Source organism: Nocardia sp. NPDC002869, assembly GCF_046764065.1.
Classification (GTDB): Bacteria; Actinomycetota; Actinomycetes; order Mycobacteriales; family Mycobacteriaceae; genus Nocardia; species Nocardia rhamnosiphila.
Genome location: NZ_JBKOOL010000117.1, coordinates 1 through 18,464 on the forward strand (window position 1 = coordinate 1; position 18,464 = coordinate 18,464).

20 protein-coding genes are annotated in these 18,464 nt (G+C 67.8%); 13 read left to right on the forward strand and 7 right to left on the reverse strand.

Annotated features, from left to right (window positions below; genetic code table 11):
• Positions 1 to 195 precede the first annotated feature (195 nt).
• The 6 genes from ACLML9_RS20220 (at position 196) to ACLML9_RS20245 (ending at position 5,606) form a co-directional block, all read left to right on the forward strand.
• Positions 196 to 1,131, forward strand: coding sequence for an undecaprenyl-diphosphate phosphatase (locus tag ACLML9_RS20220; protein WP_411947018.1), 936 nt, complete (start codon positions 196 to 198; stop codon positions 1,129 to 1,131).
• Between the two features lie 136 nt (positions 1,132 to 1,267).
• The gene (locus ACLML9_RS20225) at positions 1,268 to 1,969 is read left to right on the forward strand and encodes a histidine phosphatase family protein (RefSeq protein WP_411947000.1); all 702 of its coding nucleotides are present in this window, start codon (positions 1,268 to 1,270) and stop codon (positions 1,967 to 1,969) included.
• Between the two features lie 123 nt (positions 1,970 to 2,092).
• A complete protein-coding gene (locus tag ACLML9_RS20230; RefSeq protein WP_030519989.1) occupies positions 2,093 to 2,677 on the forward strand; it encodes a DUF3090 domain-containing protein in 585 nt (194 codons plus the stop codon).
• A complete protein-coding gene (locus ACLML9_RS20235) occupies positions 2,674 to 3,471 on the forward strand; it encodes an SCO1664 family protein (protein WP_411947001.1) in 798 nt (265 codons plus the stop codon). Before ACLML9_RS20230 ends, ACLML9_RS20235 begins: the two co-directional genes overlap by 4 nt.
• Positions 3,472 to 3,636: 165 nt before the next feature.
• Positions 3,637 to 4,878 carry a cysteine--1-D-myo-inosityl 2-amino-2-deoxy-alpha-D-glucopyranoside ligase gene (gene mshC, locus ACLML9_RS20240; protein WP_411947002.1) on the forward strand — a complete coding sequence of 414 codons (1,242 nt, stop codon included), beginning with the start codon at positions 3,637 to 3,639 and terminating at the stop codon, positions 4,876 to 4,878.
• A 164-nt stretch (positions 4,879 to 5,042) separates the two neighbouring features.
• Positions 5,043 to 5,606 carry a TetR/AcrR family transcriptional regulator gene (locus ACLML9_RS20245; RefSeq protein WP_411947003.1) on the forward strand — a complete coding sequence of 188 codons (564 nt, stop codon included), beginning with the start codon at positions 5,043 to 5,045 and terminating at the stop codon, positions 5,604 to 5,606.
• A gap of 472 nt (positions 5,607 to 6,078) precedes the next feature.
• Here the strand turns inward: ACLML9_RS20245 and ACLML9_RS20250 are convergent, their stop codons facing one another.
• The 3 genes from ACLML9_RS20250 to ACLML9_RS20260 form a co-directional block, all read right to left on the reverse strand.
• Complete coding sequence (locus ACLML9_RS20250; protein ID WP_411947004.1) at positions 6,079 to 7,416, reverse strand: hypothetical protein; 1,338 nt, start codon at positions 7,414 to 7,416, stop codon at positions 6,079 to 6,081.
• 83 nt (positions 7,417 to 7,499) lie between these two features.
• Positions 7,500 to 7,739 (reverse strand): hypothetical protein, encoded by a 240-nt coding sequence (locus tag ACLML9_RS20255; RefSeq protein WP_411947005.1) that lies wholly within the window; start codon positions 7,737 to 7,739, stop codon positions 7,500 to 7,502.
• Between the two features lie 329 nt (positions 7,740 to 8,068).
• Positions 8,069 to 8,647 carry a TetR/AcrR family transcriptional regulator gene (locus tag ACLML9_RS20260; RefSeq protein ID WP_411947006.1) on the reverse strand — a complete coding sequence of 193 codons (579 nt, stop codon included), beginning with the start codon at positions 8,645 to 8,647 and terminating at the stop codon, positions 8,069 to 8,071.
• Between the two features lie 185 nt (positions 8,648 to 8,832).
• Here ACLML9_RS20260 and ACLML9_RS20265 point away from each other — a divergent pair, with 185 nt between their 5' ends.
• On the forward strand, positions 8,833 to 9,498 hold the full coding sequence (locus ACLML9_RS20265) for a class I SAM-dependent methyltransferase (protein WP_411947007.1): 666 nt from the start codon (positions 8,833 to 8,835) through the stop codon (positions 9,496 to 9,498).
• Positions 9,499 to 9,529: 31 nt separating this feature from the next.
• Here the strand turns inward: ACLML9_RS20265 and ACLML9_RS20270 are convergent, their stop codons facing one another.
• From ACLML9_RS20270 to ACLML9_RS20285, 4 genes are all read right to left on the reverse strand, one after another.
• Complete coding sequence (locus ACLML9_RS20270) at positions 9,530 to 11,131, reverse strand: acyl-CoA synthetase (RefSeq protein WP_411947008.1); 1,602 nt, start codon at positions 11,129 to 11,131, stop codon at positions 9,530 to 9,532.
• 41 nt (positions 11,132 to 11,172) lie between these two features.
• The gene (locus ACLML9_RS20275; RefSeq protein WP_411947009.1) at positions 11,173 to 12,423 is read right to left on the reverse strand and encodes a hypothetical protein; all 1,251 of its coding nucleotides are present in this window, start codon (positions 12,421 to 12,423) and stop codon (positions 11,173 to 11,175) included.
• A gap of 5 nt (positions 12,424 to 12,428) precedes the next feature.
• Positions 12,429 to 12,980, reverse strand: a complete 552-nt coding sequence (locus tag ACLML9_RS20280; RefSeq protein WP_411947010.1) for a nuclear transport factor 2 family protein — start codon at positions 12,978 to 12,980, stop codon at positions 12,429 to 12,431.
• 116 nt (positions 12,981 to 13,096) lie between these two features.
• Positions 13,097 to 13,297: a ferredoxin gene (locus ACLML9_RS20285; RefSeq protein WP_411947011.1), complete on the reverse strand. Its 201-nt coding sequence runs from the start codon at positions 13,295 to 13,297 to the stop codon at positions 13,097 to 13,099.
• Between the two features lie 175 nt (positions 13,298 to 13,472).
• On the opposite strand from ACLML9_RS20285, the gene ACLML9_RS20290 reads away from it, so the two are divergent.
• The 6 genes from ACLML9_RS20290 (at position 13,473) to ACLML9_RS20315 (ending at position 18,058) form a co-directional block, all read left to right on the forward strand.
• Positions 13,473 to 13,679 carry a hypothetical protein gene (locus tag ACLML9_RS20290; RefSeq protein ID WP_411947012.1) on the forward strand — a complete coding sequence of 69 codons (207 nt, stop codon included), beginning with the start codon at positions 13,473 to 13,475 and terminating at the stop codon, positions 13,677 to 13,679.
• Positions 13,676 to 14,077 (forward strand): carboxymuconolactone decarboxylase family protein, encoded by a 402-nt coding sequence (locus ACLML9_RS20295; protein WP_411947013.1) that lies wholly within the window; start codon positions 13,676 to 13,678, stop codon positions 14,075 to 14,077. Before ACLML9_RS20290 ends, ACLML9_RS20295 begins: the two co-directional genes overlap by 4 nt.
• A 70-nt stretch (positions 14,078 to 14,147) precedes the next feature.
• Positions 14,148 to 15,023, forward strand: a complete 876-nt coding sequence (locus tag ACLML9_RS20300) for an LLM class F420-dependent oxidoreductase (RefSeq protein WP_411947014.1) — start codon at positions 14,148 to 14,150, stop codon at positions 15,021 to 15,023.
• Positions 15,023 to 16,285, forward strand: coding sequence for a glycosyltransferase family 4 protein (locus ACLML9_RS20305; RefSeq protein WP_411947015.1), 1,263 nt, complete (start codon positions 15,023 to 15,025; stop codon positions 16,283 to 16,285). Before ACLML9_RS20300 ends, ACLML9_RS20305 begins: the two co-directional genes overlap by 1 nt.
• A complete protein-coding gene (locus ACLML9_RS20310; protein WP_411947016.1) occupies positions 16,279 to 17,010 on the forward strand; it encodes a methyltransferase domain-containing protein in 732 nt (243 codons plus the stop codon). Before ACLML9_RS20305 ends, ACLML9_RS20310 begins: the two co-directional genes overlap by 7 nt.
• On the forward strand, positions 16,997 to 18,058 hold the full coding sequence (locus ACLML9_RS20315) for a prenyltransferase (RefSeq protein WP_411947017.1): 1,062 nt from the start codon (positions 16,997 to 16,999) through the stop codon (positions 18,056 to 18,058). The genes ACLML9_RS20310 and ACLML9_RS20315 overlap by 14 nt, the downstream gene beginning before the upstream one ends.
• Positions 18,059 to 18,464 lie beyond the last annotated feature (406 nt).

Consider the following 18,464-nt stretch of genomic DNA (forward strand, 5'->3'; position numbering starts at 1 on the left):
CGCGCGGTGGCGGTCCGCCGACGATCGGTCCGCTCGGCGTGTCCGCCGCAGCGGCGGCCGCTGCACGGGACCCGGGGCGGGCACTGTAGGGTCGCTGCCGGTCGTCGCCGTGCCCGGATGCGGCCGGGGTGCCGTAAGACCGAAGGCGGAGCGGGTTTTCGGCGTTGTACAGGAGGATGTGTGGTTGGCGAGTCGATGACCTGGGTGCAGGCGTTGGTGCTCGGGTTGGTGCAGGGTCTGACGGAGTTCCTGCCGGTGTCGTCGTCGGGTCATCTACGGATCGTGTCCTCGGTGTTCTTCGGGGACGACGCGGGCGCGTCGTTCACCGCGGTGACCCAGCTCGGTACCGAGGCCGCGGTGCTGTTGTTCTTCGCCAAGGACATCTGGCGGATCGTGCGGGTGTGGTGCGCCACGGTGTTCGAGAAGCTGACCGCGCGGTCCCGGGAGAACGTGCCGGTCAGCGAGATGGTCACCACGAAACTTCCGGTGGTCACCGGAACCGGTCCGGCCGGTTACGACCCCGGGGCCGAGGCGCAGCGCGAACTCGATTACCGGATGGGCTGGTATGTGATCATCGCCACCATCCCGATCGGTGTGCTGGGGCTGGTCTTCAAGGATCAGATCCGCACCGGCGCCCGGAATCTGTGGGTGGTGGCGATCATGCTGATCGTTTTCGCGCTGGTGATCGCGGCGGCCGAACACTTCGGCCCGAAAGAGCGGCCGCTGGAACAACTCACCACCCGGGACGGGCTGGTGATGGGCTTCGCGCAGTGCCTGGCGTTGATCCCCGGGGTGTCCCGGTCGGGTGCCACCTCCAGTGCGGGCCTGTTCCTCGGTTTGGAACGGGAGGCGGCGGTGCGGTTCTCGTTCCTGCTGGCGATTCCGGCGGTCACCGCGTCCGGGCTGTTCAGTCTCCCCGATGCTTTCGAACCCGCGGGTGAGGGGCTCAACGCCTCGGGCGCCCAGCTGCTGGTGGCGACCCTGGTGTCGTTCGTGGTGGGTTACGCGTCGGTGGCGTGGCTGCTGCGGTTCGTGGCGAAGCATTCGTTCTACTGGTTCGTCGGCTACCGGATCGTGCTCGGCGTCGTGATCATCGGTCTGCTCGCGGGTGGGGTCGTTTCGGCCACATGACCGGCAGAGGTGACGCTGCCGCGGCGGCCGGTTCCGGGTGTGCCGCGGGCGCGGCCGGGCCGGGACTCGGAGGTGTTCCCGCTGTGCGCGGACTCGCCGATGAGCTCCGCCCGACCGTGCCCATTAGGCTGGCCGCATGACGGTGATCCTGCTGCGACACGGCGTGTCGACCTCCAATAGCGGCGGCACGCTCGCCGGCCGCAGTCCCGGTGTGGAACTCACCGACCGCGGTGGCGAACAGGCCCGGACCGTCGCAGACCGGCTCGCGGGCCTGCCGATTTCGCGGATCGTGACCTCGCCGCTGCTGCGCTGCCAGCGCACCGTATCGCCGCTGGCGGCCGGACTCGGCCTGGAACCGGTGGTCGACGACCGCCTCGCCGAGGTCGATTACGGCGAGTGGACCGGTCGCCGGATCCAGGATCTGCTGCAGGAGCCGCTGTGGCAGGTGGTGCAGCGGCATGCGTCGGCGGCGGTGTTTCCCGGTGGTGAGGGGCTGGCGCAGGTGCAGGCGCGGGCGGTGTCGGCGATCCGCGAACACGATCGCGCCCTGGCCGAGCTGCACGAGGGGGACCAGTTGTGGGTGGCCTGCACCCATGGTGATGTGATCAAGGCGGTGCTCGCGGACGCGCTCGGCATCCATCTCGACGGATTCCAGCGGATCATGGTCGAGCCGGCCTCGCTCAGCGTTGTCCGCTACACCCGCACCGCGCCGTTCGTCACGCGGATGAACGACACCGGTGCGGACCTGTCCGGTCTGGCGCCCGCGCCGAAGGCCGAGTCCGGCACTTCCGGACCCGTGCCCGGTGGGGAGATCGGGGCAGGAAGGAAAGACGGATAATGGGTATGCCCGATACCGGCGAACGCGCCACCTCTCGGCGGCATCGGGCGAATCGGCGTCCGCGCCGGGATACGGCGCAGCGGGGTACCGCAGCCGAACAGGGTCACGTATCAGGAGGTGCATGTGTCACGAGCAATCCATGTTTTCCGCACCCCCGAACGTTTCGTCGCCGGAACTGTCGGTGAGCCGGGCGATCGCGCGTTCTACCTGCAGGCGGTGGAGGAACCCCGGGTGGTGAGTGTGCTGCTGGAGAAGCAGCAGGTGAAGGTTCTCGCCGACCGGATGGGTCTGCTGCTCGACGAGGTGGCACGGCGATTCGGTGCCGAGGTGCCGCCGCAGGCCGATCAGGTCAACGACAACGCGCCGCTGGTCACGCCGATCGATGCGGAGTTCCGGGTCGGCACCATGGGGCTGGGCTGGGATGCCGACGCGGGCGCGGTGGTCGTCGAATTGCTGGCGATCACCGAGACCGAGGTGGACGAATCGGTGGTCCTCGACGATACCGACGAGGGCCCGGACGCGGTCCGGGTGTTCCTCACCCCCGATCAGGCACGCGAATTCGCGCTGCGGTCCACCCGGGTGATCGCGGCCGGCCGGCCGCCGTGCCCGCTGTGCGGTGAACCGCTGTCGGCGCGCGGGCACATGTGTGTGCGCACCAACGGGTACAAGCGCGGTGAACTGTTCGGCGCGAACGATCTGGAGGAATGACCGTGCCCGGCACCGTGGACGCGCTGCGCGCGGGTGAACTGACGGTGCTGGGCCGGGTGGGGGTCGCCAGCAATGTGACCCTGGTCTGTGATCTCGCCACCGGCGACGGCGCGCTGCGGGTGGTGTACAAGCCGGTCCGCGGTGAGCAGCCGCTGTGGGATTTCCCGGACGGGACCCTGGCCGGGCGCGAGGTGGCCTCGTATCTGATCTGCGGTGCGCTGGGCTGGACGGTGATTCCGGAAACGGTGTTACGGGACGGGCCCTATGGTCCGGGAATGGTCCAGCGTTGGATCACTTCCCGGGAACCGCACAGCGCCCGGCTGGATCTGATCGATCTGTGCCCGCCGGAGCGGGTACCGGACGGTTTCCGGGAGGTGCTGCGCGCCTACGACGGCGCCGGGGACGAGGTATCGCTGGTGCATGCCGACGATCCGCGGTTGCGGCGGATGGCGGTGCTGGATGTGCTGTTGAACAACGCCGACCGTAAAGGTGGGCACGCCCTGGAATCGGCCGACGGCGAGGTGTACGGCGTCGACCACGGGATCTGCCTGCACCAGGAGAACAAACTGCGCACGGTGCTGTGGGGATGGGCCGGGGAGCCGATACCGGCGGATCTGCTCGCCGATATCGCCGCGTTCACCGAAACCCTGCCCGGCGAGCTCGCCGACCGCCTGGCCGAACATCTCACCGACCCCGAGATCGATGCTCTGCTGCGCCGGGCGAAGCGCCTGCTCGACGAACCGGTGCTGCCCTTCCCCGAGACGTCGCGTCCTATTCCGTGGCCCGCTTTCTGACCCGGTGACCGGCGCCGGCGCCGGATTCGCTCTGTCTGAAGCCAACCGTTGTCTTCTCCCGGCGGCCGCGTTCGCGCAGGTCCACGGGCAACCGGAGATCATGGTCGCGGCACTCGCGGCGGGGTGGGCGGGGCGCGGCGTGTGGAGACCTCTACTCTCGGAGGTATGCAGTCCTGGTCCGACACCCCGATCCCCGCGGTCCCCGGAACAGGGCCACCGTTGCGGTTGCACGACACCGCCGATTCCTGTATTCGCCCGGTGACCCCGGGCAAGACAGCCACCATGTACGTGTGCGGGATCACCCCGTACGACGCCACTCATCTCGGTCACGCCGCCACCTATCTGACCTTCGACCTGGTGAACCGGGTGCTGCGCGACGCCGGCCGCGAGGTGCACTACGTACAGAACGTCACCGATGTCGACGATCCGCTGTTCGAGCGAGCGAATCGTGACGGGGTGGACTGGCGGGACCTGGGCACCGGCGAGATCGAACTGTTCCGCGAGGACATGGCGGCGCTGCGGGTGCTGCCGCCGCGGGAGTACGTGGGCGCGATCGAATCGGTGGAGGAGGTCGTCGAACTGGTCGGCAAACTGCTGGCCTCCGGTGCCGCCTACACCGTCGAGGACGACCGGTACCCGGATATCTATTTCCGTACCGACGCCACCGAGCAGTTCGGGTACGAATCGGGCTACGACCGCGCCACCATGGAACGCCTGTTCGCCGAACGCGGCGGTGATCCGGACCGGCCGGGCAAGCGTGATCCCCTGGACGCCCTGCTGTGGCGGGCCGAACGTCCGGGGGAACCGTCGTGGCCGTCGCCGTTCGGGCCGGGGCGGCCCGGCTGGCATATCGAATGCGCGGCGATCGCGGTGAACCGGCTGGGTACCGAATTCGATATCCAGGGCGGCGGCAGCGATCTCATCTACCCTCATCACGAATACTCCGCCGCCCACGGTGAGGCATTGGCCGCGGGCCGTCGCTTCGCCCGCCATTACGTGCACACCGGCATGATCGGGCTGGACGGGGAAAAGATGTCCAAGTCCAAGGGCAATCTGGTGCTGGTGTCGAAACTACGGGCCCGGGGCGTGGATCCGGCGGTGATCAGGCTGGGCCTGTTCGCCGGCCACTATCGCGCGGACCGGATGTGGACCGACAGCGTACTCACCGAGGCCGATACGCGGCTACGGCGCTGGCGGCAGGCCGCCGCGGTGGCCGCCGCGCCGCCGGCCGCCGATACCGTGGCCCGGCTGCGCATCCATCTCGCCGACGATCTGGACACGCCGGCCGCGCTCGCGGCCTTGGACGCCTGGGCGCACGACGCGCTCGAATACGGTGGCGCCGACCCGGCCGCAGGCGCGGATATCGCCACGGCGGTGGACGCGCTGCTCGGCGTACGCCTGCGCTGACCGGGCGCGGTGCGCGCTCGGCTTCGGGTACTCGGCCTTTCGTCCGACGGTGGACCGGCCGCGCCGGTAGCGACCTTTCACCACTCCCGGCCGGACGGCGTCGTGCATGGGGTACTGTTCGGTCCTCGAAATCCCCACCCGTTCACCGAAGAGATCGGCGCCGCATGTCTCGTATCGTCAGTAAGGACAACTACTTCGACACCGGCCTGGAGGTTCTGTCCGAGCTCGGTTTCCGGCACCTCAACATCGGCGTGCTGTGCCGGCGGCTCGGGGTGACCAGCGGATCGTTCTATCACCATTTCGGGAGCTGGCAGTCGTATGTGGATGCGCTGCTGGACCATTGGGAGAATCGGCAGGTACTGATCCTGCGCACCCTGAATTTCGACCCCTCCACACCCGATGAGGCGATCCGGGCCCTGTCGAATCTGACGCTGGGCCTGCATCACCGGGCGGAGGCGGCGATCCGGGCCTGGGCGGCCAACGACGAAGCGGTCGGGGTGGCGCTCAAGCGGGTCGACGAATCCCGGCGCCGCACCGTGCGCAAGACGATCGCGGGGGTGGTGGGCGACGAGCGGATCGCCGCCGTCGACACCGAACTCGGGATGGCCCTGCTGATCGGCTACCAGCAGATGGTGGCCGCGGGTCAGCAGGTGTGCCTGGACGATCTCCTCGCCGAGTACGCGCGGCTGGTCTACTCTCACGTCCGCCGTCCGGCCGTGAGCGGCTAGTGTCCTGCGCCAGGAATTCGTTGCAGATATGAGGCGAGTCGTTCGAGTATCTCGTCGGAGGTCTTGGTCCGGGCGAACGGTGTGGGGTTCTCGTTCCAGGCGGCCATCCAGTTGCGTATCGATTTCTCCAGTGCGGCAACACCGAGAATTAAAACAACTAATTCCCGACGCAGGACACTAGTTGTGTGTCGCTCGCCAGGGGAAGCGCGTAGTCGCTATCCGCGCACAGGCACTCGTTCGGGCCTGGTCACGAACGGGGCGTGTAAATCGGAAATTCTACTGTTTGGGGGCAGCATCCGCGCCCACGTGATGAATCCGCGAAACCAGATACCCGACTCTAACCATCCTTTCCGAAACTTGTCCGCGAAGCGGGAATCGGCTAGGAGGGGCCCTGCGAGGACACCTCCTGTCACTTCACCCGGGCTTTCGAGACGCTCAGCAACGCGGCGACGGTTCGATCGAGTTAGGGAGATCAGATCGGCAGTCGGCCGCGACGCAGAGCACCGCGCCGGGTGGCCGGGACGGCCAGTACTCCGGTGCCCTGCACTCGGGTGTGGAGCCCGAACGTGTCCGGGCTTATCGACAACCGCCATGCCGCCCCTTGCACGCCGCATTCCCACTCCCGCAACGCTTCTTTCGCGTAGCGATGGTCCTCCTCGGCGGGCGGGAGTGGATCTTTGCCGAAACGTGCGCGGAGCCGGTCCTTCTCGGATCGGGAAACTTGGTAGACCGGCGCCGGCTTCGGGGGGCGATGGCCTTTGCCGTGATCGTGGGCGGCCAGCCAATCCCGGACCGCCTCGGCGGCGGGCATCGACGGACTGAGTTCAGCGGACCGGTGGACGACTACCTCACCGTCGTAGCATCCGCAGTGTATGCGGACGGCGCCCGATTCGGCGACGCACCAGTCGCTGGAATAGCCATGACCGCTGTCGAACTGGCAATAGCGGTGCGCTGCCCCGAACCGTCGGCTCAGCCGCTCGACACGGCGATACATCTCCTCGTCGGATTGGGTCAACAGCTCCTCCCACAGAACCAGTGTCCAACCGTCCAGCGCCGGGGTGACGAATACCTGCGGAAGCCCGGATCGCCAGTACCGGTGCGGGTCGTCGAGCTCGTAGGCGTCCGTGTTCACGTATTGCGGCAAAAACCCCTGCCATGGTGCGAATCCCATGCGCATTGTCGCCGGAACCGGATCGTGCAGATCGAGGGCTGTCAGGACGGCGGCCTGATCGGTGGTCGGCAGTGCGTACCACGTCGAGGCGAAATCTATCTGCGGCAGGGGACGCGGCGTCTCGGTACGTTGTTTGATGCGGATCAGCCGGTGCAGCGCGGCCAAGTCCGCCGGGTCCAGGTTCTGCCATCCGAATTCCGCGAGCACGGCCAGCGCCGCGCGCCGCGACGGACAGCGGCTGCGGCGCACCTCCTGCATCACCGCCACCATACCTGGGCCGAAGTCGACCAACGCTTTCACCGCCAGGCCCCGGATTTCCTCGTATGAGCTGGCCAGCAACGTCACCAGGACCGGTAGGCGCTGACACCGGTGTGCCGCGACGAGTTCGCCGTGTCGCCCACACGGCCACCACTGACAATGGATCATCGAGTCGGCAGACCGGGGCGAGAGCTCGAGCGGTCGTTCTTCGGCAGGCACGCCGAGCACGCGGCGAAGCCGCCGGGCCGGTGTCGGCGGCGGGTCGTTCGCGAGCACGCCCACCAGGTCGTCGAATACCCAGGGGGCGGCGCGGCGCAGGATTTCCGCGCAGTCCGCCCAGGCGTAGTCGAAACGATCGTCCGCCAGTACCTGAAGCGCCACGCCGAGGTGTTCGGTTTGCCACTCGGAATCGGGATAGTCGAACGCATACCGTACGTGACGCCGGATCGCCGGATCCCTTTCGGTCAGAAGCAGTGCAATTTCCCGGGCTCGACAGACTGGAGGAACGAGGTGACACCTTCCCTCGGATCCTCTTCGTCTGTGACACGTTCCAGGGCGGCCCATGCCTGCCGTCGAATACCGTCGTCCGTATCGACCAACAGCATGCGTGCGTCGTATCCGAGCCGAGACTCTGCAAGAAGCAGTTCCTCGGGAGCCTCGCTCTCCCGCAGTGCCCGAAGTCCCTCGGAAACCTTGTCCCTCACAGCCCCAACCTAACCAGCCCCAGCATGTTCCGCAGGGTCGCCGCCTCCCCGGTCGTTCGGTTTGCTCTTTCCCCTATCCAGGAGCCGCCCGAGGGTCGAGAGCCGGCCAGAGGGGAGTGCGGGCCGGCTGTGAAGAGAATTCGTTGAATATCACCGCTTCACGGCTCTCAGGGTGATTCAGCGATCCAGTCGCTGCGCCTCGGTCACCACCAACTCTGGACCCGATCTCGGCCGCCCCGTCCTCGCTACCGCCGAAACCTACAATTGGCCAACGGATTTCAGGCGCAGAGCACTAGGGCCGCGGTACCCGGGTTTCCGGTCGGCCGAGGTCATTCGAGGACGAGCAGCGCCGCCTTTTCCAGCCGGTCGGCGATATCGGCGTACGACTCGTAGCCCATGCCCGCGCGGACCAGGGCCCCCGCGTACAGCAGTTCCAGCGATTCCACGGTGTCGGGGTCGGCTTCGGGTGCCAGGGCCCGGGTGATGCGCTGCCGGATCTCCATACCGATCCGGGTCCGCAGATGCTCGACGTCGGGATCGCGGCCCAGCAGCGCGCTCGTCACCGCCCCCGACAGTTCCGGTTCGTCGGCCACCAGCAGGGCGATACCGCGCAGTTCGGCCAGTGCCCGCACGGTGGGGTCGGCGTCGTGGCTGACCGGGCTCTCCGAGGACCGGATCCGGCGCCAGAAGATCTCCGCGACGAGATGTTCCTTCGAGGAGAAGTACGTGTAGGCGGTCGCTGTGCCCACACCCGCGGCGGTGGCGACCATGCGAATGGTGAGTCCGGCGAAACCTTCGCGGGACAGCACTTCCATCGCGGCTCTGGTGAGTTTGTCCACGGTGTCCGCCTGCTTGCCGCTCAAGCGCCGCCGAGTGGCCTCGAGAATTCTGGAATCGCCTTCGGACATGTGTCTAGATATTAGTGTCGGTCGAGTGCCGGATCAACTTCCGCCCAGTCCACGGGCCCTGAAGTAATGTCGGTCACCACCGCTACCCGCTATCCGGAAAGAGAGCCTTCACCCTCGATGATGCGATACCTCCGCCTTCGCTGCGGCCGCCGCGGACCGCATGTACCTGCTTCGAAGGAGGCGTGATGACCCTGCCGGCCCCCGACCAGCAGTTGACCGACGAGCAACTGTTCGACCATGCCCGCCGGGCCACCGGATTCATGCCGGAGGACGAGGGGCGCGCGCTGCACGCCGCGGCCGTGAAGTACTGCCACGGCGGGGTGATCACCGAGATCGGCACCTACTGCGGGAAGTCGGCCGTCCTGCTCGGCGCCGCGGCCCGTGCGCAGGGCGGAGTGGTATTCACCGTCGACCACCATCACGGTTCCGAGGAACACCAGCCCGGCTGGGAGTACCACGACACCTCCCTGGTCGACCCGGTCACCGGCCTGTTCGACACCCTGCCCCGGTTCCGGCACACCATCGACACCGCGGGCCTGTCCGATACCGTCATCGCGATCGTCGGCACCTCCGCGCGCGTGGCCGCCACGTGGCGGACCCCGATCGATTTCCTGTTCATCGACGGCGGCCACACCGAAGAAGCCGCCGACCGTGACTACCGCGGCTGGGCCAAATGGGTGGTCCCCGGGGGCGGACTGGCCATCCACGATGTTTTTCCCGATCCGGCAGACGGCGGCCAGGCACCCTACGGTATCTACCGGCGGGCGGTCGACAGCGGTGAATTCCGGGAGGTATCGGTGACCGATTCGCTCCGCGTGCTGGAGCGGGTCCACCCGGGCACACCCTCCTGACGCCCGCGGCCTGCGCCTGTACCGCAGAGTGTCAGTCCGCCCGATGGTCGGGCTCGCGCTCCGCGGCGTGCTTCCTGGCCCAGGTGTAGTCCGGTTTACCGCTGGGGGACCGCACGATCGTGTCCGTGATCCATACCGCGCGGGGCACCTTGTACCCGGCGAGGTGGCCGCGGACATGGGCGCGCAGACCCTCGGGGTCCAGGGCGCCCCCGGTGAGGCTGACGACCACGGCGACCTGCTGACCCCAGCGTTCGTGCGGTACACCGATCACGGTGGCGTCGTAGATATCGGCGTGCGATTTCACCACGCCCTCGACCTCTTCGGCGAACACCTTCTCCCCACCCGTGTTGATCACCATATTGCCGCGGCCGATCAGGCTGATGGTGCCGTCGTCCTCCAGCCGGGCCCGGTCGTCGGTGACCACGATGCGCTGCCCGTCCACGACCTTGAACAGTTTCGCGGTGCGCTCCGGATCCTTGTAGTAGCCGAGCGGGACCGCGCCGGTCTTCGCCAGCCAGCCCTCTTCGCCCGGTTCCACCGGATGTCCGTCGTCGTCGACGACCACCGCGCCGCGCCCGATCGACACCCGCGGTTTCCGCGCCGGGTCCTCATCGCGCTGCGCGAATCCGATACCGCCGAAACCGGTTTCGGAGGATCCGATGGAATCGGAGACGAACAGGTTCGGGATCAGATCCAGTAGTGCGTTCTTGGTGGGCTGGGTGAGCAGGGCGGCGCCCGAGGCGATCATGAACAGCCCGGTGGCGTCGACCGGGTCGGCGCGGTAGGAATCGATGAGTGGGCGGGCCATCGCGTCACCGGTGACGACCAGGACGCCCGGACGTTCGGCGGCCACCGTGCGCCAGACGTGGGCGGGATCGAACCGGGGTACGAAGATCACGCAGTTACCGGACCACAGCGCGATGAAGGTCGGCATCATGGCCGCCAGATGCATGAGCGGCGGCAGGATCATCCAGGTGGAGGGTTCACCCGCGGCGCCCGTGCGGGATTGCTGGTATTCGTCGGTGACGGGTTCGTTGCTGTAGAAGTCGATCCCGCCGCCGAGCACCCGCCACATGTCCTCCTGCCGCCACAGCACGCCCTTGGGCATACCCGTGGTGCCGCCGGTGTACATGACGAACAGATCGTCGGCGGTGCGCGGCACCTCCGGCCGGGTGGTGGGTGCGGCCGCGGTGACCTCGGCCAGGCAGTCGACACCGGGGTCGGCCGGAGTGCGGTCGTCGGCCGCGCACAGCAGATATTTCAGTCGCGGCGACCGCTGTGCCGCGGCACGTACCGCCTCCCCGTAACAGGCGTGGTACACCAGGTATTCGAGGTCGGCGTTGTCGTAGAGGTAGGCGAGTTCCTCCGGGCCGTACCGGAAATTGATATTGACCGGTACGGCGGCCAGTTTGAAGCAGGCGATCAGCGTCTGCATCGTCTCGATGCTGTTGTGCATCTGGAACCCGATATGCGTGCCGCGGGTGACCCCCTGGGCCGCGAGGTGGTGGGCGAGCTGGTTGGCGCGTTCTTCCAGCTCACGGTAGGTCACGCGCCGACCCTCCTCGATCAGCGCGATCCGGTCGGGCACGGCATCGACCGAATGTTCGAACAGGTCGGCGAAATTATTGGCCATATCAGTCCTGCGGTGGGCCGGGCACCGGGTGCCCGGAGGGGTCAGACAACGGTGAGGGGCAGTGGTATACCGCGGTCGGTGAACCGGAAATCGACGCCGGTGCTGAAGCGGGTGATCGCCACCTCGGGTGCTTCGGCGAACGGTTCGTCGGCGCGCGAGATCTCGGCGGTCCAGCCGTCGGGTCCCTCGTCGACGACCCGGCTCCGCAGATGCGGGTCGACCCCGCGGACCAGGGCGTCCAGCGGGCCGAGACGGTCGGGTTCGATCATCGACAGCCAGCCGCGGTCGGTGAGCGCGCCGCTGCCGGCGGGGAACCGGATCCGCAGGACACCGATGCCGGGCTCGACGTCGACATCGGTGTAGTGCCGCGGATTCAGCGCCGGATGTACGCGCAGCACCTGGGCGAGCGCGTCCAGATCGGTGCCCAGCCCGAGGCTTGCGCGGATCCGTTCCGAGGCCACTTCGGCGATTCCGGTGAACTGTTTGCGCCCGATCTCCAGTGCGGCGTCGTCGTCGGTGCGTTCACGCACCGCGATCATGAACCCGAGTACCAGCAGATGCTGCTGCAGGCACACCTCCTCGGCGATGCGGACCAGGGCCGAATGCGAAAAGTCGGCGAACCGCAGATCGCTGAGCAGCGGCCCGCTGTAGTCGGCGTGGCCCTCGTCGCCCGGGTCGATATCGGCCAGCGGTAACTGCGCGGCCACCGACTCCGCCACCAGCGGCGCGTTGCGCGGGACCTCCGGCGGGGTGTGCGATTCGTCGATGATCACCGTCCACGCGCACATGGGATGCCGGTCGGCGGGGACCCGCGGCGGGCGGTGGATGGGCCGCACCTGGGCGTACTTGCTGGTGGCCAGTGCGGTGGCGTCGAAGGTGGGATCTTCGATGTCGTGGCACATGGCCGTCACATAGTCGGGACCCATCGGTTCGACGTCGACCAGGGCGCCGCAGTGATCGAGCCAGAACTCGCCGTGGCGGGCATCGTCGACGCGGAACCGGAAGTCCATGAACTGCGGTGGCGCGCCGATATCGAGCTGTAGTCCCTTGAAGATGGTGACCACGTCGTCGCCGGTGTAACCGAGTGCCCGCTGCATCCGCCGGGTATAGACCGGGCTGGACAGCTGCCATTCCTCGATCGCGACCTCGGTCATCCCTTCCCGGCCGAACGCGGAGAGGCAGTGCGCCATCCCGGACCGGTCGATCAGCTGCCCGCACAGCAGCAGTTCGGGCACGAGGACGGCCAGCTGTTCCCGGGTCAGCTCGTGGAACCTGCTGGTGGGTGGGGACATCGGGGTCACCAGAGGGAGGCCGGCGAGGTGCCGACCCTGTACCACCCCGGCAGCCGGCCGGAGGTGGCCTTGGCGATCCGCGCGTTCATCCCGTCCGACATCGCCTTGTCGGTCATCATCTCCAGGAACAGTGCGGAGACATTGCCGTAGTCGAAGAAGTCGCGTTGCCACGACCACTGGTAGTCGCCGCCGTAGCGGAACCAGCTGCCGCCGATCCCGTTCACCGTGTACTTGCTGCCGTCGGCGCGCGGCGTGGTGTCGTAGACCTGCTTCCAGAACCCGATCACGTCGCCGCTGCGCTCGTCGATGACGAACTGCTGATACGGGTACTGCCAGCCCTCCAGACCCTCCATCTCCTGGCCGAGCGCGAGATCGCGGATCTCGTCGCGGCCGACGGCCATGAATTCGTCTTCGGGGCCGTAGTTCCAGCCGTAGGTGGCGTCGGCGGTGTACATATCGGCGAGCGGCTTCCAGTCGCCGAGTTTCTCACATCGTTCGTTCTCCGCCACCCAGCGGCGCACCATCTCGTCGAGTTCGGCGCGGTCGAAACCTGTCATGGATATGTCCCTTTCGAAAAGAACCTGTCGGGGGTGGAACAGTCGGTCGCAGTGGTCATCGGGACCGAGCGGGGCAGCGTGCTCACGGTGCGCAAGAGCCTCCGGGCCCGGCTCGCTCAGTCCGTGTCGGCGACGAGCAGCAGGGCCTGGGTGGGGCAGTAGCGGACGGCATTGTCGACGTCGGATTTCAGTTCCGGACCCGGGTTCGGGTCGAGGATCTCCACCTGGCCGCGTTTGGGTACGGAGAAGACGTCCGGCGCTTCGGCGGCACAGACCGCGTGTCCCTGGCACAGGTCCGGATCGGCCACGATTTTCATGATGTGTGCTCCCTCGGCGTGGAGTGTGCGGGGCGGTTCCGCGGGGCGGCGGGGCGTGGCGCTCCCGGGTCGGAACCTGCCCGGTCCGAGAACGAGTTCCTCCCGGGCGGCGGGCGGCCGGCCTCTCGGGAAGACACATAGCTGGACATGTGTCTGGACGCTACCATCGACAGGTGTGCCCGACAACGATTCAGCGATTTTCCCAGAATCGGCGTCGGCGCCGAGGCGAATCACGAATGTCGCGGGAGATGCTGTCCTAGCGGTTTCCGGCGGCATGAACGAGAACATGTTCTTGCGTGGTGGCGAGCGTCCGAATTATATTCCGAACACCTGTCCAGACACTTCCGGCGGAGCGGATCCGGCGGAGAAGGAGCAGCCATGAGCGACCCCACCCCCGAGTCCACCGTGCGTGAACGCGGGCTGGCCAAGATGGCGGAGGTCTACGGATGGGAATTCAAGGACGGTCCCGGCGACCATTTCGCCGTTACCGCCGACCACCTGTTCGCCGATATCTGGTCCCGCCCCGGCCTCACCCTGCGGGACCGCAGGCTGCTGCTGCTCGGGGCGCTCACCGCCCAGGGCCTGTTCGATGTCGCCGGGATCCAGATCGGCGCCGCCCTGCACAACGAGGAACTCGACGAAACCCAGCTACGGGAGATCGCGCTGTTCCTCTGTCACTACGTGGGCTGGCCGGCCGGCACCTCGCTGGACCATGTGATCGGCGCCCAGCTCGACCAGCACGCCAAGAAGGCGAAGAAAGCCGCCGAGAACGGTCGCTGACGACCACGATCTTCCACCCGCCGGGACGCGCCGCGGCCCGTCGGCCCCACCACAGACAAGGCACACAGGTATGCGTTTCGGCATCGTTCTGTTCACCAGTGACCGCGGGATCGCCCCCGCCGCCGCGGCCCGGGCCGCCGAGGACCACGGATTCTCCTCGTTCTACGTCCCCGAACACACCCATATCCCGGTGAAACGCGAAGCCGCGCACCCCCAGACCGGCGACGCGTCGCTGCCCGACGACCGCTATATGCGGACCCTGGACCCGTGGGTCGCGCTCGCCACCGCCGCCGCGGTCACCGAACGGATCGAACTGGCCACCGCGGTCGCGCTGCCGGTCGAACACGACCCGATCACCCTCGCCAAGACCATCGCCTCGCTCGACCACCTCTCCGGCGGCCGGGTCACCCTGGGTGCGGGTTTCGGCTGGAACACCGACGAGCTGGCCGATCACGGCATACCCGGCAACAAACGGCGCACGGCCCTGCGGGAATACCTGGAGGCCATGCGGGCGCTGTGGCGCGAGGACGAGGCCGCCTACGACGGCGACTTCGTGAAGTTCGGACCCAGCTGGGCCTGGCCCAAACCGGTCGACCGCACCGTTCCTGTCCTGATCGGCGCGGCCGGTACCGAACGGACCTGCGCCTGGATCGCGAAACACGCCGACGGCTGGATCACCACCCCGGGGGAGAACGATATCTCCGGCAGCCTGGCGACGCTGAAGAAGGCGTGGGCCGACGCCGGCCGCGAGGGTGCGCCGCGGGTGGTGGCCCTGGATTTCAAACCCGACGCCGAACGCCTCGCGTCGTGGTCCGCCGACGGTGTCACCGATGTGCTGTACGGCTTGCCCGACAAGGGCGAACCGGAGGTGCGTGCCTATCTCGAACGCCTGGCTGGCACACTGCGGAGCATGAATTCGATCACCGAGACGGGCGAGGACAGCTAGTGCGGATAGCCCTGTTGTCCTACCGCAGCAAGCCTCATTGCGGTGGGCAGGGGGTCTACGTGCGCCGCCTCAGCGCCGGACTGGCCGAACTCGGCCACGACGTGGAGGTCTTCTCCGGTCAGCCCTATCCCGCCGACCTGGATCCGCGCGTAACCCTGACCGAGGTGCCCAGCCTGGACCTCTATCGCGACGACGACCCGTTCCGCACACCGCACCCCCGCGAGATCCGGGACCGGATCGATCTGCTGGAACTGGCCACCATGTGGACCGCCGGTTTCCCGGAACCGCGCACCTTCAGCATGCGCGCGGCCCGCCTGCTGCGTGAACGGATCGACGATTTCGACGTCGTGCACGACAACCAGTGTCTGGGCAGCGGGCTGCTCGATATCGCGAAACGGCTGCCGCTGGTCGCCACCGTGCACCATCCCATCACCAAGGACCGCGAAGTGGACCTGGCGGCGGCCGTCCGGCGGCGCAAACCCCTGGTGCGCCGCTGGTACGGCTTCCTGGGTATGCAGGAGCGTATCGCCCGGCGGATCCCCGACCTGCTCACCGTCTCCTCGTCGTCGGCCACCGATATCGCCGACGATTTCGGTGTCGATCCCGGGCAGCTCAATGTCGTCCCGCTGGGTGTGGACACCGAACTGTTCGCGCCGCGCGGTCCGCGGGTGCCGGGCCGGATCGTCGCCGTCGCCAGCGCCGACAAACCCCTCAAGGGCATCACGCACCTCCTGCGGGCGCTGACCCGGCTGCGGATCACGCATCGGGTGGAACTGCAGCTGGTGGCGAAACTGGAGCCCAACGGGCCCACCGAGAAGCAGATCGCCGAACTCGGCCTCTCCGATATCGTCACGGTCCGGGCCGGACTGACCGATACCGAACTCGCCGAGGCTCTGGCGTCGGCGGAGATCGCCTGCATCCCGTCCCTCTACGAAGGATTCTCGCTGCCCGCGGTGGAGGCCATGGCGTCGGGGACCCCGCTGGTGGTCAGCCGCACCGGTGCGCTCCCGGAGGTCGTCGGTGAGCCGGGCGTCTGCGCCGAGCTCACCGAGCCCGGCGATTCCGCCGAACTGGCCCGGGTGATCGGGCAGCTGCTGGATTCCCCGCAGACCCGGCAGCGGATGCAGACCGCCGCCCGGGACCGCGCCGTCTCGGTGTTCAGCTGGGAATCGGTGGCCGCACAGACCGTGCAGGTGTACGAGCGGGCCATCGCCCGGCACACCGGCTCGGCAGAATTCATCACAGGAGGCGCCTCGTGCTGACCGTCGACTTCGACCGTGCCGGGATCGGTCCGGGCACCCGGGTCATCGATGTCGGCTGCGGCGCCGGCCGGCATTCGTTCGAGGCATACCGGCGCGGCGCCGATGTCGTCGCCTTCGACCAGGACGCCCCCGAACTCGCCGGGGTCGCCACCATGTTCGAGGCCATGGCGCAGACCGGGGAAGCGCCCGTCGGGGCAAAAGCCGAGACCGTCCACGGTGACGCCCTCGATCTGCCCTATGGCGCCGGCGAGTTCGACGTGGTGATCGCCTCGGAGATCCTGGAGCACGTCCCCGCCGACGATGCCGCCATCGCCGAGCTCGTACGGGTACTGCGCCCGGGCGGACAGCTGGTGGTGACTGTGCCGCGGTGGCTACCCGAGCGGGTGTGCTGGGCGTTGTCGGACGAGTACCACGCCAACGAGGGCGGTCATATCCGTATCTATCGAGCGGACGAGCTGCGGGACAAGATCACCGCGCGCGGCCTGCGGCACATCCACCGCACCCATGTGCACGCCCTGCACTCGCCGTACTGGTGGATCAAATGCGCGGTGGGCGTACACAAGACCGAACATCCGCTGGTCCGTGCCTACCATCGGATGCTGGTGTGGGACATGATGAAACAACCGGTGCTGACCCGGACCGCGGAACGACTGCTCGACCCGCTGGTCGGCAAGAGTGTGGCGCTGTACTTCAGCAAGCCGGCGGTGACCCGTGCCAGCGGGTGAACTCCCCTCGGTCCCTTCGGTTCTCACCCGCCGCCAGATCCTGCAGACCGCGCAGTCCATCGCCGCCGCGCAGGAGCCGGACGGCGCGATCCCGTGGTTCCCGGGCGGGCACACCGACCCCTGGGATCACATCGAATCGGCGATGGCCCTCACCGTCGCGGGCCTGCGCGACGAGGCCGTCGCCGCCTACACCTGGTCGGCGCGCACGCAGCGCCTCGACGGGTCGTGGCCCCGGCAGTTCCGCGCCGGTGCGATCGAGGACCCCGCCACCGATGTGAACTTCTGCGCCTATCTTGCCACCGGTGTCTGGCACTATCTCGCGGTCACCGGCGATACCGCGTTCGCGGCCGATCTGTGGCCGGTGGTGGCCGCCGCGATCGATCTGGTCGTCGCGAGCCAGGGTGAGCACGGTGAGATCTATTGGCTGCGCGACGGCGACAAGGTCCTGCCCGAGGCGCTGGTGACCGGTTCGGCCAGTATGTACCACAGCATCGGGGCCGCCCTGGCGCTCGCGCGCCGGCTCGGCGACCCCCGCCCGGAGTGGGAGACCGCCCGCGACCGGCTCGGCACCGCACTGCGCGGCCACCCGGAGGTCTTCACCCGCAAGGACCGCTATTCGATGGACTGGTACTACCCGGTCCTGGGCGGGGCGCTGCGCGGGCGCGCCGGATACGACCGTATCGCCGAACGCTGGGACACCTTCGTGGTCGGCAATATCGGTATCCGCTGTGTCAGTGACCGGCCCTGGGTCACCGGCGCCGAAACCTGTGAACTCGTCCTGTCCCTCGACGCCTTGGGTGACCGCGACCGCGCTCTGGGCCTGCTGGCGAGCATTCAGCATCTCCGGGAGACCGACGGCTCCTACTGGACCGGGCTGGTGTACTCGGACGGGAAACGCTGGCCGGTGGAACGCACCACCTGGACCGGTGCCGCGGTGATCCTGGCCGCGGACGCCCTGTCCCGGACCAGTGCCGGCAACGGGATCTTCCGCGATCTCGCCGCAGACGCCGTCCCGGGGCACTCGATTGCGGTGCGGGTCAGCGGATAGGCGGACGCGGCGTCGCGCTGCCTGCAGCCGGTGACGACGGAGCCCATGACCCGCTCAGGGGTGTTCGAGTCGTCACCGCCGCCGGTCGGGCCGCGTGAACCGGTCATGGACGGGCTGTTGTCCGCGTTGATATGCTTCGCTGCGTGAGTGGGGGGTTGGACATTTTCGGTACCCGGGGGCAGTGCAACGATCACTCGTCGTCACTGGGCGATTCGAGTCCGAGGCGCTGATGGCGACAGAGTTCTCGGTCGATCTGGACCATCTCGATCAAGTTGTTGCTCGACTATCCGGTTTGGCCGGTTACCTCACCGATCAACTGTCAAGAACGGCACGTGGGGTCCAGATCCGCGCAAAGTCACGCTAAGCGGTTTGGCTATCAATCCAGGCTTCGTGGCGAGCGCTACCG

What these genes read in the sequence shown, in the direction of transcription:
- ACLML9_RS20220 (WP_411947018.1), top strand. Translation starts at nt 196, where the DNA reads ATGACCTGGGTGCAGGCGTTGGTGCTCGGGTTGGTGCAGGGTCTGACG.
- ACLML9_RS20225 (WP_411947000.1), top strand. Translation starts at nt 1,268, where the DNA reads ATGACGGTGATCCTGCTGCGACACGGCGTGTCGACCTCCAATAGCGGC.
- ACLML9_RS20235 (WP_411947001.1), top strand. Translation starts at nt 2,674, where the DNA reads ATGACCGTGCCCGGCACCGTGGACGCGCTGCGCGCGGGTGAACTGACG.
- mshC (WP_411947002.1), top strand. Translation starts at nt 3,637, where the DNA reads ATGCAGTCCTGGTCCGACACCCCGATCCCCGCGGTCCCCGGAACAGGG.
- ACLML9_RS20245 (WP_411947003.1), top strand. Translation starts at nt 5,043, where the DNA reads ATGTCTCGTATCGTCAGTAAGGACAACTACTTCGACACCGGCCTGGAG.
- ACLML9_RS20260 (WP_411947006.1), bottom strand. Translation starts at nt 8,647, where the DNA reads ATGTCCGAAGGCGATTCCAGAATTCTCGAGGCCACTCGGCGGCGCTTG.
- ACLML9_RS20265 (WP_411947007.1), top strand. Translation starts at nt 8,833, where the DNA reads ATGACCCTGCCGGCCCCCGACCAGCAGTTGACCGACGAGCAACTGTTC.
- ACLML9_RS20270 (WP_411947008.1), bottom strand. Translation starts at nt 11,131, where the DNA reads ATGGCCAATAATTTCGCCGACCTGTTCGAACATTCGGTCGATGCCGTG.
- ACLML9_RS20275 (WP_411947009.1), bottom strand. Translation starts at nt 12,423, where the DNA reads ATGTCCCCACCCACCAGCAGGTTCCACGAGCTGACCCGGGAACAGCTG.
- ACLML9_RS20280 (WP_411947010.1), bottom strand. Translation starts at nt 12,980, where the DNA reads ATGACAGGTTTCGACCGCGCCGAACTCGACGAGATGGTGCGCCGCTGG.
- ACLML9_RS20285 (WP_411947011.1), bottom strand. Translation starts at nt 13,297, where the DNA reads ATGAAAATCGTGGCCGATCCGGACCTGTGCCAGGGACACGCGGTCTGT.
- ACLML9_RS20295 (WP_411947013.1), top strand. Translation starts at nt 13,676, where the DNA reads ATGAGCGACCCCACCCCCGAGTCCACCGTGCGTGAACGCGGGCTGGCC.
- ACLML9_RS20300 (WP_411947014.1), top strand. Translation starts at nt 14,148, where the DNA reads ATGCGTTTCGGCATCGTTCTGTTCACCAGTGACCGCGGGATCGCCCCC.